Source organism: Colwellia sp. E2M01 (genome assembly GCF_018860585.1).
Lineage (GTDB): Bacteria > Pseudomonadota > Gammaproteobacteria > Enterobacterales > Alteromonadaceae > Colwellia.
In genome coordinates this window covers 64,690-81,281 of record NZ_JAHKPR010000054.1, presented here as the reverse complement: position 1 = coordinate 81,281, position 16,592 = coordinate 64,690, and the positions used below count along the sequence as shown (strand labels likewise).

Here is a 16,592-nt window from a genome sequence, read left to right as displayed (position 1 = left end):
ATTATCGGAATTGGTATGAGTCTATTTGAATGCTTATTATGTAATTTGAGATCGGTTTAATAAACCTTTCTCTAACAACTATTTTATCTACTTTCATCGCTGAATTTACTTGCAATAGACCCGCTATTAAGGCGAAATTTTCCTTGAAAGTAAAGCAGCTACCAAGCTAGCGTGTTAGATGAAATAATATTATAAATTTTCAATAGGTTAAAAACATCTTAAATCGAGTTAGGGTTATGTAAATACATAAATTATAAAAACGGGGTTAACTTGGATAAGTTAATGGAAGGTAATCTTGCGATTAGAGAAAAGCAGGCAATAAAAAACACAGCTTAATTTACTGTGTTTTTTTTATCATTGGAGCGCAATGTTTTATATTTATTCTATGTCATCTTCAGCGAGTTTAATACTTGCTGCATGATGTCCTTTAGGGCCGTCGTTTAGCTCGTAATCGACATCTTGCCCTGCTTTTAATGTTCGATACCCATCCATCTCAATTGTTGAGTAATGAGCGAAGATATCATCTCCACCACTATCAGGGCGAATAAAACCAAAACCTTTTGCGTTATTAAACCATTTAACTGTGCCGTGTGCCATACTTCAACTTCCTTTTATATCCTTTAGTATCTATTTATGTTTTACTAATAGTGACTTCACTATGGTATGTTCTTTATATTATCTTTTTAAGATAATATATGGGCATAATAGAGCCTAGAGCTTACAAACAATTAATAATACATAAATTAATTAGTACTTATATTCAGAGCTTAAAGCTTATATTTAGAATATTATTCATAAATTAATTATCATAATTAATGTTCATAAATAAGATTCATAGAACATAAGTTTAGTGACTAAATATTAGTCACTAATAGAATGTAGGTAAACTATATAATTAGTCAAGATAAATATGGCATTATTTAAAGGTTTTTATTTACAGAATGACACAAAAAACAAATTAAAAGTTACAGCAAAAGTAAAAAGTAGAGACTAAGATAAATATATGAGTAATTGGAAAGAGTTATTTGACACCGACGGTTTTGTTGAAGAAGATGTTAAAGATCAATTAGAAGAGCCGGCTAAATACCATGTTTTTTTACTTAACGATGACTACACACCGATGGATTTTGTTGTCGACATACTGTGTAACTTTTTTAATAAAAGTGAAGAGCAAGCAACAGACATTATGTTAACAATTCACTATAAAGGCAAAGGCCTTTGTGGCACATATACTGCTGAGATAGCAGAAACAAAAGTAGAAAATGTTGTCCAGTACGCTTTGGAAAATCAACACCCTTTAAAGTGTGTGATGGAAAAAGCCTAAAGTTATAATTTGGAGTAGCTATGCTAAACAAAGACTTAGAAGTATCCCTAAACTTAGCCTTCCGCCAAGCTAAAGAGTCCCGTCATGAATTTATGACGGTTGAGCATCTATTGTTGGCATTATTAGATAATCCTTCTGCCATTGAAGTGCTTGGCGCCTGCGGCGCTGATTTAATAACCTTGCGTAAGAGCTTATTAGACTTTATCGGAGAAACAACACCGACTATCCCTACAGGGGAAGAAGATCGTGAAACACAACCAACGTTAGGTTTTCAAAGAGTATTACAACGTGCAGTTTTCCATGTGCAATCGTCAGGTAAAAGTGAAGTTAGTGGTGCTAATGTACTTGTTGCTATTTTTAGTGAGCAAGAATCTCAAGCGGCTTATATCTTGAAAAAGTCAGACATTAGCCGTTTAGATATCGTTAATTATATCTCACATGGCATTGCTAAAATTGATGATAATGATGCTTCGCATACTATCAATGGGGAGGGGCATACCGAAGAAGAGCCGCGCACCATTGAAAATTTTTCAGTAAATCTTAATGAAGAATCAGCTAAAGGTAATATTGATCCTTTAATTGGTCGTGATGATGAACTTGAACGTACGCTACAAGTATTAAGCCGCAGAAGAAAAAATAACCCTTTATTTGTTGGTGAAGCTGGCGTAGGAAAAACAGCTATCGCAGAAGGACTAGCAAATCTAATTGTCGATAAGAAAGTACCTGAGTTTTTAGAAGACGCTACTATTTACTCTTTAGATATGGGCGCACTATTAGCGGGTACTAAATATCGAGGCGATTTTGAAAAACGCTTTAAGTCGTTATTAAAAGAGCTTGAAGAAGATAAAAACGCAATTTTATTTATAGATGAAATACATACTATTATAGGTGCTGGTGCTGCTTCTGGCGGGATGATGGATGCGTCAAACTTACTTAAGCCGTTACTATCGGCAGGTAAAATCAGATGTTTAGGTTCAACAACCTATCAAGAATATCAAAGTATCTTTGAAAAAGATCGTGCTTTAGCTCGTCGTTTTCAAAAAATCGATATTGCTGAGCCAAGTGTTGCTGATACCACTAAGATTTTACAAGGCTTGAAAGAAAAATATGAAAGCCATCACGGTATCCGCTATACCAGTAAAGCATTACACGCGGCGGCAGAACTATCGGCTAAGTATATTAACGAACGTTTTCTTCCTGATAAAGCTATTGATGTTATTGATGAAGCGGGTGCTAAACAGCAATTAGTTGCTGCGAGTAAACGTAAAAAAGTGATTAATAATACAGATATTGAAAATATTATTGCAAAAATGGCGAGAATTCCTGAAAAATCAGTATCGTCTAATGAGAAAGACAATCTCAAAAACCTTGATCGTAACTTAAAACTTGTTGTTTTTGGACAAGATAAAGCGGTAGATGAACTGACTTCTGTAATTCGTTTATCACGCGCTGGTTTAGGTCATGATGAAAAACCAGTAGGCTCGTTCTTATTTGCAGGCCCGACAGGTGTTGGTAAAACTGAAATTACAAAACAATTAGCGAAGATCCTCGGGGTAGAGCTGTTACGTTTTGATATGTCAGAGTACATGGAAAAACATGCGGTTAGTCGCCTTATAGGCGCTCCTCCAGGCTACGTAGGTTATGAACAAGGCGGTTTATTAACTGATGCGGTATTAAAAAATCCTCATGCTGTTGTATTGTTAGATGAAATAGAAAAAGCTCATGAAGATGTTTATAACATTCTATTACAAGTGATGGACCATGGTACATTAACTGATAATAATGGGCGTAAAGCAGACTTTAGAAATATTATTCTTGTCTTAACAACCAATGCAGGAGTACAAGAAACTGTACGTCAATCTATTGGCTTTAAACAACAAGACCATAGTTTAGATGCGTTAAGTGAGATTAATAAAGTATTCTCTCCTGAATTTAGAAACCGTTTGGATAATATTATTTGGTTTGATCATTTAGATAATATCGTTATTCAGCAGGTTGTAGATAAATTTATTGTTGAACTACAAGCTCAACTAGATGAGAAGGGCGTGTCACTTGAGTTAACCCAAGAAGCTAAACAATGGTTAGCTGAAAATGGTTATGAGAAGTCTATGGGGGCAAGACCAATGTCACGCTTAATTCAAGAGCACTTGAAGAAAGCATTAGCAAATGAATTACTGTTTGGTGAATTAACACACGGTGGTATTGCTAAAGTAGATGTTAAAAAAGATAAACTAGTGATTAACTTTGAAAATAAAAAAGAATTGGTCTCCGAAAAGTAATTAAATTACTTTAATTCATATAGTTACTTTAAAACCTTACGGTAGTTTATCGTAAGGTTTTTTTATTTCTAGAATAATTATTATTAATCTTTCAATACTAAGATTTTTATGTCCAGTTTTCATGTCACTATGAACATTATTTATAACAAAAAGCATACTAACTATTCCAATATTCTACTCCGATATTTTTCCCTGCTAGATAATCATTATATTCCTTTGAACGCCTTAATTAAACTTAATTAACATGACCTTAGCAAATGAGCATTACTTATAAATATGAATATTTTTGCCGCCTTTGCTGGTAAGCGGCAAAAAAAGCACCTTTTCAATTTATCAATCATATCTAAAGGTTAAGCTAGCCCTATGTATAAGTTGTATACCTCATTGGTATGATTAATGCTTTATTAACAATAATAAAACGAAATAACAGCTATACCTTCGATAGCGCCGCAGCTATAGAAGGTGAAGTTTTTAATGGTCTTAATCTTGAGGGAAGCATGGAAATAAAGAGTAATAATCAAATTAATTTTGCTTATCAAAATAAGCCAACTACTACTGAACAAAATGAAATGAATGTTTTAATTTCTACTACTCGTAATAGCGATACAGTCACTATCAGTAATGCAGCCTTACAAGCAGAAAATCAACTACATAATATTGCTTCTAAATACGATCCTACTAATATGTCGTACCATGAGTTAAATGAAATGTCTTCGGAGCTACAGTCGAGTGGTTTGATAACAGCACAAGAAGGTTTAGCAATGAGGGCACCACCGAGTATAGAGTTTAATCCAAACGAAAAATATGATGCGCTATCTTCGGCGAGAAAATCGGTGGACTTTGACCGCTCATACGGAGCGACTAATCAAAAAGATGCACAACTAAGAGCAAGTGTTCTTGATATATTTGAAAGACTACAAGGCTTATCCAATATAGAAAATAATGTATAAAATTACATGAGAGTTTATTAACTCAAGATATTCAGTAACTGACATAATCTCTGTAATAGTATGTTAATGCCTGTTTAAGTAACAAACATGTACCAATGACACATGACTTATCTAAACGAAAGTATTATAGGTTGTATAGTTCATTTCATCGCTCTAGCGAGAGAGCCATTTTGTGCGTAAATAAGTTATCAAATTATAGACGAAAAAAAACCTGCTAAAAGCAGGTTTCTTAATGTGGCTCCCCAAACTGGGCTCGAACCAGTGACACATGGATTAACAGTCCATCGCTCTACCAACTGAGCTATTGGGGAATTGTACGTTTTGTTTATTAAGTAGTTTTAATAAACGAGTAAAAGATATTTGGTTATTATCATTTACTTTTAATGTGGCTCCCCAAACTGGGCTCGGAAAACCAATCAGTGACACATGCTTTTATTATAGATAGTACAGCCCATCGCTCTACTGCTCTTGCATCTATCGCTTTTTAATGTGGCTCCCCAAACTGGGCTCGAACCAGTGACACATGGATTAACAGTCCATCGCTCTACCAACTGAGCTATTGGGGAATTATACGTTTTGTTTATTAATATAAATAAACAGACTAATGATACTTGGTTATTTAAATATTATTTAAACTATCACTACTCTAAATGTGGCTCCCAGCTCTTTATAAGTAAAAGGCTTAAGAAACCAATCAGTGATACATGCCTTATCTAATAAATAAGTTATAGAGAGTACAGTCCATCGCTCTACCGCTCTTGCATCTATCGCTATTTTATGTGGCTCCCCAAACTGGGCTTGAACCAGTGACACATGGATTAACAGTCCATCGCTCTACCAACTGAGCTATTGGGGAATCGTGTTAACCTCATCGGCTAACGGAGCGGAATATTAAAGACCTGTGGCGTAAGTGTCAACACAAAAACACTAAAAATTTAAAAAATAAAGCTGTTTGTTGAAAATGCATTCAAAACAGGTGGTTTTACATCACTTTTAGACCGTTTTTTATCCATGTAACTGTAGACATATTATTTAATAATGAAAAATAAGCGAATATTTACTTATCCACTAATCCTGTGGATAACTATGTGAGTGAAAGTGTGTACTTATATGTTTATTTCGATTTTATTGGCCTGCCTTTAAGTCAATATAAAATTAAAATAAATATTTTTCTTTTATTTACAATTGGTTATGGTTATCTTGATGTTTTCATCTAAATGAGATTGATTTTTAACCAAATGAAAATTTGTTAAAAATTGGCTGTGCGTTGTTTTTCGCAAGAATATGAATTTAAAAGAAGAGAACGATGTATTTAAACATAATTCATAAATAATTCATTGATAAATAGCTTAATACTTACCAATCTTCACTAGGTAAAGTTTGTTTAATCTTTTACAATAGTTTGCTGCAAATTATTCACCTCATCAAATAATAGAGTCGTGCTTTATAGTTAGGTAAACTAAACATCGATTTTATTTAAATAGACACGATTAAAACTGATATAAATAAATGATCCCAAAAATTACTGAGACGAATAACAATAAACAAGTAAACTTACTTGAAGATCCTGTTAATAGCACTATCAAGCGCATGACCATTCCTATGATCTACGGGATGCTGCTTTTGATGACATTTAATCTTATAGATACCTTTTTTGTTGGTTTACTTGGCACACAACCATTAGCGGCTATCAGTTTTACCTTCCCAGTTACTTTTACTGTATTGAGCTTAATGATAGGTCTTGGTATTGGTACGTCTGCTGTGATTGCCAAATTACTGGGTAAAAAAGACTTAGTTTCAGCTAAAAATACAGCTACTGCAGCAATGTATTTATCAGCCATTATTGTTGCTTGTTTGTCGTTTGTCGGCTATTTGATTACAGATCCTTTATTTACCTTACTCGGCGCTCAGCCACCTTTACTACCTTTAATTCATGATTATATGGATATATGGTATTTCGGTAGTGTGTGTTTAATCGGCCCTATGATAGGTAATGCAGTATTGCGCGCCTCAGGAGATACTAAAACACCAAGTATTATTATGGGTAGCGCAGGACTCATTAATGCAGTGCTTGACCCTATATTTATTTTTGGTTTAGGGCCTATTCCCGCTATGGGGATCCAAGGTGCGGCCATTGCTACTTTAGCGTCATGGGCTTTTGGTTTTATTTTTGTTTTCTACATATTAACTAAGAAGCTTGAACTTATTCATAGTAGCCTAATACCAATTAAAGTCTTACTTACTGCCTGCCGTGATATTTTAAAAATAGGTTTACCAGCAGCGGGAGCTAATATGTTAACGCCAATTGCCGCTGCTATTATGACCGCAATAGTTGCTACTTATGGCGAATCTGCAGTAGCTGCTTTCGGTGTTGGCTCAAGACTTGAATCTATTGCTTGCTTAATTGTTTTAGCATTATCGATGACTTTACCACCTTTTATCAGTCAAAATTTTGGAGCAGGACAATTAAATAGAGTGGAGCAGGCATATAAAGTTTCTATTAAATTTATTTTAGTCTGGCAGCTTGTTATTTATTTCATCCTAGCACTCTGTGCTTACTGGATTGCCGATGCCTTTGCAAAAGAAGCTGCGGTTGCTGATTTAATTAAACTCTTTATTTGGATTTTACCTTTAGGTTATGGTTTGCAAGGGATAGTTATTTTAACAAATTCATCATTTAATGCGCTGCATAAACCAATGATAGCTTTAGGCTTAAGTGTCATTCGATTATTTATTTGTTATTTACCAATAGCTTATATTGGTAGTTTATTTTACGGGCTAACAGGGCTTTTTGTTGGTGCTTTATTAGGTAATTTGATGATGGCAATCATCTCTTATAATTTATTCATAAAGCAGTTTAGAAGTATCGATTTTACAACATTGGAGCAAGCTAAATGAAAAACATAACATTATGCTCTGATTACACGCCAAGTGGTGACCAACCTACAGCAATAAAGCAGTTATTAGAAGGGATTGAATCAGGCTTAGCGCATCAAACTTTGCTTGGTGTTACGGGCTCAGGTAAAACATTTACCATCGCTAATGTAATTGAAAGCTTAAACCGTCCTACTATGTTGTTAGCGCCTAATAAAACACTAGCAGCGCAACTTTATGGTGAGATGAAAGAATTCTTCCCTAATAATGCCGTTGAATACTTTGTTTCTTACTACGATTATTATCAGCCAGAAGCGTATGTGCCAACTACCGATACTTTTATTGAAAAAGACGCATCAGTGAATGAACATATAGAGCAAATGCGTTTATCGGCAACTAAAGCGCTTTTAGAGCGTAGAGATGTCATTATTATTGCCTCTGTATCTGCTATTTACGGCTTGGGCGATCCAGATTCGTATTTAAAAATGATGTTACATATAACGGTTGGCGATATTATCAATCAACGTGATATTTTACGTCGTCTTGCTGAATTACAGTATAAACGTAATGACGTTGCCTTTGCGCGTGCCACTTATCGCGTTCGTGGTGATGTTATTGACATATTTCCTGCAGAATCGGACCGTCTTGCATTACGTGTTGAACTGTTTGATGAAGAGATAGAACGTATTAGTCAATTTGATCCCTTAACAGGTCAAGTAGAGCAAAGCTTAGCTCGCGTAACCGTTTACCCTAAAACTCATTATGCGACACCTAGAGATAAAATATTATCAGCGGTTGAAAATATAAAAATAGAACTAAAACATAGATCTGAACAGCTGAAAACGAATAATAAACTTGTTGAAGAGCAGCGAATAGTTCAGCGTACGCAATTTGATATAGAGATGATGACCGAGTTAGGTTATTGCTCAGGTATCGAAAACTATTCCCGTTATTTATCTGGTAGAGAGCAAGGTGATGCGCCGCCAACCTTATTTGATTATTTACCTCACGATGGTTTATTGATCATTGATGAATCTCATGTAACGGTACCGCAAATTGGTGCAATGTATAAGGGCGACCGATCGCGCAAAGAAAACCTTGTTGAATATGGGTTTAGGTTGCCATCGGCATTAGATAACAGACCGATGAAATTTGAAGAGTTTGAGGCACTTGCACCACAAACTATTTACGTATCAGCAACCCCGAGTAAATATGAACTAGAAAAGTCAGCAGGCGATATTGCTGAGCAAGTTGTACGTCCAACAGGTTTATTAGACCCGCAAATCGAAGTACGCTCAGTAGACACGCAAGTTGATGACCTTTTATCAGAAATACGTAAACGGTTACCATTAAATGAACGTGTTTTAGCGACAACGTTAACTAAGCGCATGGCTGAAGACTTAACAGATTATTTAGATGAGCATGATATAAAAGCTCGTTATATGCACTCAGATGTAGATACCGTCGAACGAATGGAGATTATTCGTGATTTTAGATTAGGTAAGTTTGATGTTTTAGTTGGCATTAACCTATTACGTGAAGGTTTAGATATGCCTGAAGTGTCATTAGTGGCAATACTTGATGCCGATAAAGAAGGCTTTTTACGATCTGATCGTTCATTAATTCAAACTATTGGCCGTGCGGCACGTAATATAAATGGCCAAGCCATTTTGTACGCAAATAAAATTACAGGCTCTATGCGCCGTGCAATTGATGAAACGGAGCGCCGCCGAGCTAAACAGCATCAATACAATGTTGATCACAAGATTACTCCACAAGGTGTTGTTAGAAAAATTACCGATGTAATGGGAATTGGTAGCTACAGCGATGCTAAAGCGTTAGATAAAGTTGCCGAAGCGAATACTCATTATCAGATCACTAAAAATGCTGAAGAGCCGTTGTTAACGACAGTACAAATAGACGCTAAAATTGTCGAACTTGAAAAGTTGATGCAAACCCATGCACAAAACTTAGAATTTGAACAAGCAGCAGCGGCACGTGATAAAATAGCAAAATTAAGAATTCAACAATTGTCGAGTTAACCTACTTTAAACAGTGCGCAGAATACTGGCCAAAAATATGTGCAATCGCATCAGTGTTGCAATAAGGAAGCTGACTAATATCTTCTATGATCCTATCTTGTATTTCGGTAGGAAATAGCATGAGTTGCTCTAAATACAAATGTGCGTAAGTTATATTGTTGGTATTGATCAGTTGCTGTAATTGTTGTGCTTGATACTTGCTTTTAGCGCTCATGGGCATTTCCAACTTTCATTGAACACGCTATAAGTCTAGAGGATAGAGGAATTACTGATAGAAGCTTTTTATATTAAAACTTATTTTAATAAACATTTTAATATATAAGGTTATAAGCTATTAATTAATATTGTATTAATAGCTTACCTTTGAAAAGTATGCTCAAAAAATTATTTTAAATAAGCATGTGTGGACTATACTTTAGGTATGTTTGAGCATTACCACAGCTCAGCGATAGTAATATCGACTAATTATTCGTACTCGATTGGATCTATTGTATTAGTTTCTGCAAACGCTTCTAAACGCTCTTGGCAGGCACCACACTTACCGCAAGCCTTTTCTCTACCGTTATAACAAGTCCAAGTATTACTGTAATCTAAACCCATAGCGATTCCATCAGCTAAAATGGCTGTTTTATTGACGTTTAAATAAGGGCTGAATATTTCAACACTTTCATAATTAGCTATTTTACATACATCATTCATCTTTTCGACAAACTCAGGTCGGCAATCCGGGTAGATAGCATGATCGCCAGAGTGTGCGCCATAATAAACTTGCTCGGCACCAACCGACACGGCATAAGCAACAGCTAATGAAAGCAAAATCATATTACGATTAGGTACAATCGTTGATTTCATATTTTCAGCTTCGTAATGTCCTTCAGGAATATCAATATCATCAGTAAGAGATGAACCCGCAAGTAATTGGTTAATAGCGGAAATATCTATTACTTTATGTTTAATATTTAATTCATCACATACAGCACTAGCGCACTCTAATTCTTTTACATGACGTTGCCCATAATCAAAAGATAAGGCGTAAACCTCTTTTCCATCCTTTAATGCACGATTTAAAACTGTAAAGGAATCCATGCCACCGGAATAAATAACAACAACTTTTTCAGCCATTTGAAGCTCTCTTAATTGATCTGGGGTATAATTAGAAAATGATGAATAAAAACGCCGCTATTTTACTTGAAATAGGGTTTAGTTTAAATAGTCTTTACGCTAAATACCTACTCCTAAAAGATAACAATACATACTGTAGTTGTTTAAGCGCGAATTTAGCGCGAATAGCATAAAATAGTAAACATCTCGCATGACAACGAATAAGAGAAAATCCCTTTATGAATTATAAAATTAATGAGCTTTTTGAAACCATTCAAGGTGAAGGCTCTTTTACAGGACAACCTTCTATTTTTATTCGTTTACAAGGTTGTCCTGTTGGTTGTTCATGGTGTGATACCAAACATACTTGGGATATTTCATTGGATGATGAAGTAACCGCTGAAACTATGTTAACAAAATCAGAAGAAACACAACATTGGGCAAATTTCACTCCTGAAGATATCTTAGCGTTAGTAAATGATAAAAAATTCAATGCAAAGCATATTGTTATTACCGGCGGTGAGCCTTGTATGGTTGACTTAACGCCGTTATGTGAGCTATTTGAACAACGAGGTTATAGTACGCAAATTGAAACATCAGGTACCTTTGAAATAATTACAACAGAAAAGTCCTGGGTAACTGTTTCACCTAAAGTAAATATGCGGGGCGGTTATAAAATTTTAAATAGCGCTATGGCACGTGCCAACGAAATTAAACACCCTGTAGCGACAGAGCAACATGTTGATGATTTAAAAGCATTATTAGCAGAGCACCAGGTAATTGATACGCCTATTTATTTACAACCTATTAGTCAAAAGAAGCGTGCAACTGAATTAGCCATCGCAACCTGTATTGCTAATAACTGGCGTTTGTCAGTACAAGTCCATAAATATATTGGTATTGAATAATAAAGGTTCGCAGTAGTTATTTTTCTTAATTATCGACAAATTGCTTGCTTTTAATACTTAAATTTATCAGATTATTTCTTTCTAAAATTTTCTATCTCTAAAAATAGCTAGATAAAATATTAGGTTGATAAAAGAGGTTGATAAAAGTTTAATTAATAAATTATGTAGTTATTACTATTTTAGGTACGCGTTTCGATACTCGAGTTAATAGCTCATAATTAATGGTATCACTGTATTGAGCAACAACATCTATGCTGATGTTTTTACCCCATAACTCAGCCGTGTCGCCAATATTAACGGATGCTAAATCGGTAATATCGACAGTGATCATATCCATAGATACTCGGCCAACAACAGGCGCAACTTCACCGTTAATAAATACTGGCGTGCCTGCTTTAGCATTTCTTGGGTAACCATCTGCATAACCTATAGCTATAGTGGCAAGTTTAGTGTCACGGTTTGCTTGCCAAATATCGCCATAACCAACAGTATCACCAATTTTTACGGTATGAATTGCAATAATATTGGCCTGTAAAGTCATCACGGGAATAAGTGGGGCACTTGTTGATGTGTCTCCAATTGGTGATATGCCATACAACGCCAAGCCCAGTCGAGTATAATCACCGTGACTTTGTGGCCAATTTAAAATACCCGCGGAGTTAGCCATACTAAATTTACAATGGTATTTAGCCACTAAAGCTTTCAATTTAGATAATTGAGCTAAGGGCTTAGAGCTATTAAGTTGCTCAGCAGTCGAAAAATGTGAACATAAAACTAACTGAGCTTGTTGCTCTATTGAGAGTTGTGAAATCACCTGGTCAATATGATTAATTTGAAAACCTAAACGATTCATCCCAGTGTCAACTTTAAGCCATAATTCATTTGTTAATTGCGTAGCCGTAGTAGCAAGGTTGAATGATTTGAACCAATCAATTTGATAATCACTATGTAGCATTAACGAAAAGTTATGCTCTTGCGCTATAGCAAAATCAGCCTCTTTAAATGGGCCTTCTAAAATGATTATTTTAGTCGTTACCCCAGCATTACGTAAAGTTAAAGCCTCATCAATAAAACCCACAGCAAAATGGCTTACATAGTCTTGTAATGCATGCGCTACTTTTATTGAATCATGCCCATAAGCATCAGCTTTAATAACGGCGATAGTATTACTGGTGTCTGAAATACTATCAATATATTGATAATTTTTAACTAACGCGTCTAAATCAATGGCGGCTTGTGTAAGTCTGGAAATATAACTCATGATGAATTGCTGTTATTTATGGATAAATGGGGAAATTTAGATAGCTATTATCATCTAATAAAATTAACTAAGGAATAGCCAAGTAAGCGATCTTTACAATTTAAATGAATTTTAATTAACATTTAATAAATAAAAAGCGAACTAATTTATCTATTTATTATATTTCAGCAGTGTAACATGATAAATAATATAATTTTTAGCATAATATTAGACTTAATTGTAACAATGAGAGAGTGTATGGATCAGCAAGAAAATTTAGTAAACGAGTTAAATAATATAACGACCGAAGGGCAAAATCCAAATACCTTAGATATAGATTTACTTGATTCACTTGGCGTTCTTAAAAAAATTAATACTGAAGATAAAAAAGTGGCAGATGTTGTTGAACAATTACTTCCTGAGATTGCTAAAGCCGTTGATATGATTGTCGATGCCTTTTCTGTAGGGGGCCGATTAATCTATATCGGAGCAGGTACAAGTGGTCGTTTAGGTGTGCTTGACTCGGTTGAATGTCCACCAACATTTAGTGTTTCAAGTGAGCAGGTTATTGGTATTTTAGCTGGTGGTGCAGGCGCTATGTACAAAGCAGTTGAAGGTGCTGAAGACAATAAACAATTAGCGATTGGTGATTTAACCGCAATTAACTTATCAAATAAAGATGTGGTTGTTGGTATTGCTGCAAGTGGCCGTACTCCTTATGTATTATCAGCGATGCAATTTGCAAAAGCTCAGGAGGCAACTGTTATCGGCATTAGTTGTAGCGCTAATAATAATTATGCTACGCATACCGATGTTAATCTTTGTGCGGTTGTTGGTGCCGAAGCTCTAACTGGATCAACAAGAATGAAGTCAGGCACGGCACAAAAATTAATATTGAATATGCTCAGTACTGCTAGCATGATCCGCAGCGGAAAAAGTTATAAAAATTTAATGATTGATGTTAATGCCAGTAATAAAAAGCTTTATGCCAGAGCTGTCCGCATAGTAATGCAAGCAACAGAATGTGATTTTGCCACAGCAGAGCAAGCATTGGCCGAAGCGAATAACCAAACTAAGTTAGCAAGTTTAATGGTATTAACCGGATTAGATGTAAAAAGTGCCGAAATAGCATTACTTAATAATAAAGGTTTTTTACGTAAAGCAATTGAATTAGGGTAATCTAGCTTTAATGCCGCTCACCTTAAGTGAACGGCACTAGAGCTTAATGGCTCTTTTTCTTTTTTCTATCATTAAATTGATCTTCGGAAAAACGTGTTAAGCCTTTTTTGTGCATTGGCGTACGTTTACCTTTGCCATTAGCCTGTCCTGACTTAGGTCTATTTTGTCCTGGGCTTGTTTTAAAGCCTTGGGAATTGTTTTTTCCTTGTCTGTTATTTTTTGCATGTTGCTCGTTACGTGTTTCTCTTGGTACTAAGCAATTAGGGCCTGATCCAATCAATTTAGTTAAGCCCATTTTAGTAAGCGCTTGACGAATTTGTGGCCAATTGAGAGGATCATGATAACGTAATATGGCTTTATGCAATCGTCTTTGTATTGTGCCTTTAGGTACGGTAATACTGCCACCTTCTTTGGCGATGTTTTTGCTGGTGACATTTCGCAAAGAATTAATCTCTGTGTGATATAAAGTGGTTGCATTTGCTAATGGTGACGGGTAAAAATTTTGTACTTGATCTAACTTAAAGTCATTACTCTTTAGCCAAAGCGCAAGGTTAACCATATCTGTGTCGGTTGTGCCTGGATGAGCAGAAATAAAGTATGGAATTAAATACTGTTTTTTACCGGCAACTTTAGAGTAATGATCAAATAACTCTTTAAACTTGTCATAGCTGCCCATACCTGGCTTCATCATTTTATCAAGTGGGCCTTTTTCGGTATGCTCTGGTGCTATTTTTAAATAACCACCAACATGGTGAGTAGCAAGTTCTTCAACATATTCAGGATGTTCGATGGCTAGATCGTAGCGAACACCTGATGCAATCAATACTTTTTTAATGCCTTTAACAGCACGAGCTTTACGATAAAGTTCGATAGTTGGGGTATGATCTGTATCTAAATGGCCACAAATAGTTGGCCACACACAAGAAGGCTTTCTACAGGTTGCTTCGGCTTTTTCACTCTTACAATTAAGCTGATACATGTTGGCAGTTGGGCCACCAAGGTCGGAAATAACGCCAGTAAAACCAGGAACTTTTTCTTTAATATCTTCAATTTCGTTTATGATAGATTCATGCGAACGACTTTGAATAATACGACCTTCATGCTCTGTTATGCTGCAGAATGTACAACCACCAAAGCAGCCTCTCATAATATTAATGGAAGTTTTGATCATGTCATAAGCAGGTATTTTCGCTTTACCGTAACTTGGGTGAGGAACGCGTTTATAATCAAGCCCGAACACGCCGTCCATCTCTGCTTCGGATAACGGTTTAGCTGGTGGGTTTAACCAAATAAGGCGTGTGCCATGGCTTTGTACCAGTGGTTTAGCCGATGTAGGGTTAACCTCTTGATGAAAAATACGTGAGGCGTGTGCATACAGTACTTTGTTGTCTTTAACTTGATCAAATGTTGGCAAGTTTATATAGGTAGTTTCCCAAGGCTTGGCTTTATTTTCCCACGTTTTATTACGGTAGTCCGCTATTTGAATAGGCTGTGCTGTTTTCGTTACATCTAATGTAGCATCATTAAATAATGCATCTTCAGTGGTTTTCGCTTCGTTATCACTACAAGTTTGTGGTGTGATTTCTTCATAAGGGCTATGAATTGGATCTATTTTACCCGGTCGGTCAATATCACGAGAATCAATACCTTTCCAACCAGGTAATGCTTGATTAGTTAAGAAGGCACTACCGCGCACATCGGTAATGGACTTTATATCTTCGCCTTTGGCAATACGGTGTGCGATTTCAACTAACGGACGCTCGGCATTACCAAACACCAATAAATCTGCTTTTGAATCAAACAAAACAGAGCGACGCACTTTGTCTGACCAATAATCATAATGAGCAATTCTACGTAAACTAGCTTCAATACCCCCAATAATGACAGGTACACCTTTAAACGCTTCTTTACAACGTTGGGTATAAGCTGTAACCGCACGATCAGGTCGTTTTCCGCCTTCATCATTTGGTGTATAAGCATCATCATGACGCATTCTACGCTCTGCGGTATAACGGTTGATCATTGAGTCCATGTTGCCGGCGGTAACACCGAAAAATAAGTTAGGTTTACCTAGCTCCATAAAAGCATCTTTAGAATGCCACGCGGGTTGTGAAATGATACCGACTCTAAAACCTTGGGCTTCAAGCATACGACCAATAATAGCCATACCAAAACTTGGGTGATCAACATAAGCATCGCCAGTAACAATAATAATGTCGCAACTATCCCAACCGAGTATGTCCATTTCTTTACGTGACATAGGTAAAAATGGTGCTGTGCCATAACACTCAGCCCAGTATTTTGGATAATCAAATAATCCTTGTTGATGTTTAGCAATTATTTGTTTTTTTACTGAAGTCATATCACTATCTCGTTGGGAATTATCTGATTATAAGTTGAAATACCAAACAGGTATTTTACCGCAATAGCGGGCGCAAGATTATAGCAGAATTTAATAAATAAGCCTAAACTTATTTGTTTGTTTTTTGTACTGTTTGCGTTGTTTTTAGTGGTTTAGACAAGGTAATTATTTAAAGTTATTTAATAGAAAGATTGAAATAACTTTTATATTCTAGGTTGTTTAGTTGATATTGCTAAATCATGAGGAATTACATTGTCTAAAGGAAGGTTAGGTAAGAGAGTCAAAACCTATTGTATCAAAATAGGTTTTAGTATTGGGAGCAAGTGAATTCAT

At 35.7% G+C, this 16,592-nt stretch carries 11 protein-coding genes, 3 tRNA genes and 1 pseudogene; 7 read left to right on the top strand and 8 right to left on the bottom strand.

Annotated elements, in window-relative coordinates:
• Positions 1 to 378 precede the first annotated feature (378 nt).
• Positions 379 to 597, bottom strand: coding sequence for a cold shock domain-containing protein CspD (gene cspD, locus KO502_RS11485; protein WP_216022703.1), 219 nt, complete (start codon positions 595 to 597; stop codon positions 379 to 381).
• Positions 598 to 1,003: 406 nt separating this feature from the next.
• Here cspD and clpS point away from each other — a divergent pair, with 406 nt between their 5' ends.
• The 3 genes from clpS (at position 1,004) to KO502_RS11470 (ending at position 4,553) form a co-directional block, all read left to right on the top strand.
• On the top strand, positions 1,004 to 1,324 hold the full coding sequence (gene clpS, locus KO502_RS11480; RefSeq protein ID WP_216022702.1) for an ATP-dependent Clp protease adapter ClpS: 321 nt from the start codon (positions 1,004 to 1,006) through the stop codon (positions 1,322 to 1,324).
• Between the two features lie 20 nt (positions 1,325 to 1,344).
• Positions 1,345 to 3,603: an ATP-dependent Clp protease ATP-binding subunit ClpA gene (clpA, locus tag KO502_RS11475; RefSeq protein ID WP_216022701.1), complete on the top strand. Its 2,259-nt coding sequence runs from the start codon at positions 1,345 to 1,347 to the stop codon at positions 3,601 to 3,603.
• Positions 3,604 to 3,992: 389 nt separating this feature from the next.
• Positions 3,993 to 4,553, top strand: a complete 561-nt coding sequence (locus tag KO502_RS11470; RefSeq protein WP_216022700.1) for a hypothetical protein — start codon at positions 3,993 to 3,995, stop codon at positions 4,551 to 4,553.
• A 235-nt stretch (positions 4,554 to 4,788) separates the two neighbouring features.
• Here KO502_RS11470 and KO502_RS11465 read toward each other — a convergent pair.
• From KO502_RS11465 to KO502_RS11455, 3 genes are all read right to left on the bottom strand, one after another.
• Positions 4,789 to 4,864 (bottom strand) — tRNA-Asn (locus KO502_RS11465).
• Between the two features lie 179 nt (positions 4,865 to 5,043).
• Positions 5,044 to 5,119, bottom strand: a tRNA-Asn gene (locus KO502_RS11460).
• Between the two features lie 214 nt (positions 5,120 to 5,333).
• A tRNA-Asn gene (locus KO502_RS11455) sits at positions 5,334 to 5,409 on the bottom strand.
• A gap of 653 nt (positions 5,410 to 6,062) precedes the next feature.
• Between KO502_RS11455 and KO502_RS11450 the strand changes: the two genes are divergently transcribed.
• Both KO502_RS11450 and uvrB read left to right on the top strand, forming a co-directional pair.
• Entirely contained in the window at positions 6,063 to 7,451 is a 1,389-nt protein-coding gene (locus KO502_RS11450; protein ID WP_216022699.1) for an MATE family efflux transporter, read from the top strand.
• Positions 7,448 to 9,469, top strand: a complete 2,022-nt coding sequence (gene uvrB / locus KO502_RS11445; RefSeq protein WP_216022698.1) for an excinuclease ABC subunit UvrB — start codon at positions 7,448 to 7,450, stop codon at positions 9,467 to 9,469. Before KO502_RS11450 ends, uvrB begins: the two co-directional genes overlap by 4 nt.
• 1 nt (position 9,470) lies before the next feature.
• On the opposite strand, the gene KO502_RS11440 is transcribed toward uvrB, so the two are convergent.
• Positions 9,471 to 9,683 (bottom strand): hypothetical protein, encoded by a 213-nt coding sequence (locus KO502_RS11440; protein ID WP_216022697.1) that lies wholly within the window; start codon positions 9,681 to 9,683, stop codon positions 9,471 to 9,473.
• A gap of 251 nt (positions 9,684 to 9,934) precedes the next feature.
• Positions 9,935 to 10,594 (bottom strand): annotated as a pseudogene (queC, locus tag KO502_RS11435) (7-cyano-7-deazaguanine synthase QueC); the annotation flags it as partial.
• Between the two features lie 215 nt (positions 10,595 to 10,809).
• On the opposite strand from queC, the gene queE reads away from it, so the two are divergent.
• The gene (gene queE / locus KO502_RS11430; protein WP_216022695.1) at positions 10,810 to 11,478 is read left to right on the top strand and encodes a 7-carboxy-7-deazaguanine synthase QueE; all 669 of its coding nucleotides are present in this window, start codon (positions 10,810 to 10,812) and stop codon (positions 11,476 to 11,478) included.
• Between the two features lie 160 nt (positions 11,479 to 11,638).
• Here the strand turns inward: queE and alr are convergent, their stop codons facing one another.
• Positions 11,639 to 12,739, bottom strand: coding sequence for an alanine racemase (alr, locus tag KO502_RS11425; protein WP_216022694.1), 1,101 nt, complete (start codon positions 12,737 to 12,739; stop codon positions 11,639 to 11,641).
• A 237-nt stretch (positions 12,740 to 12,976) separates the two neighbouring features.
• Here alr and murQ point away from each other — a divergent pair, with 237 nt between their 5' ends.
• Positions 12,977 to 13,897, top strand: coding sequence for an N-acetylmuramic acid 6-phosphate etherase (gene murQ / locus KO502_RS11420; RefSeq protein WP_216022693.1), 921 nt, complete (start codon positions 12,977 to 12,979; stop codon positions 13,895 to 13,897).
• A 43-nt stretch (positions 13,898 to 13,940) separates the two neighbouring features.
• Here the strand turns inward: murQ and KO502_RS11415 are convergent, their stop codons facing one another.
• Positions 13,941 to 16,259: a YgiQ family radical SAM protein gene (locus KO502_RS11415; protein ID WP_216022692.1), complete on the bottom strand. Its 2,319-nt coding sequence runs from the start codon at positions 16,257 to 16,259 to the stop codon at positions 13,941 to 13,943.
• Positions 16,260 to 16,592: the final 333 nt, after the last annotated feature.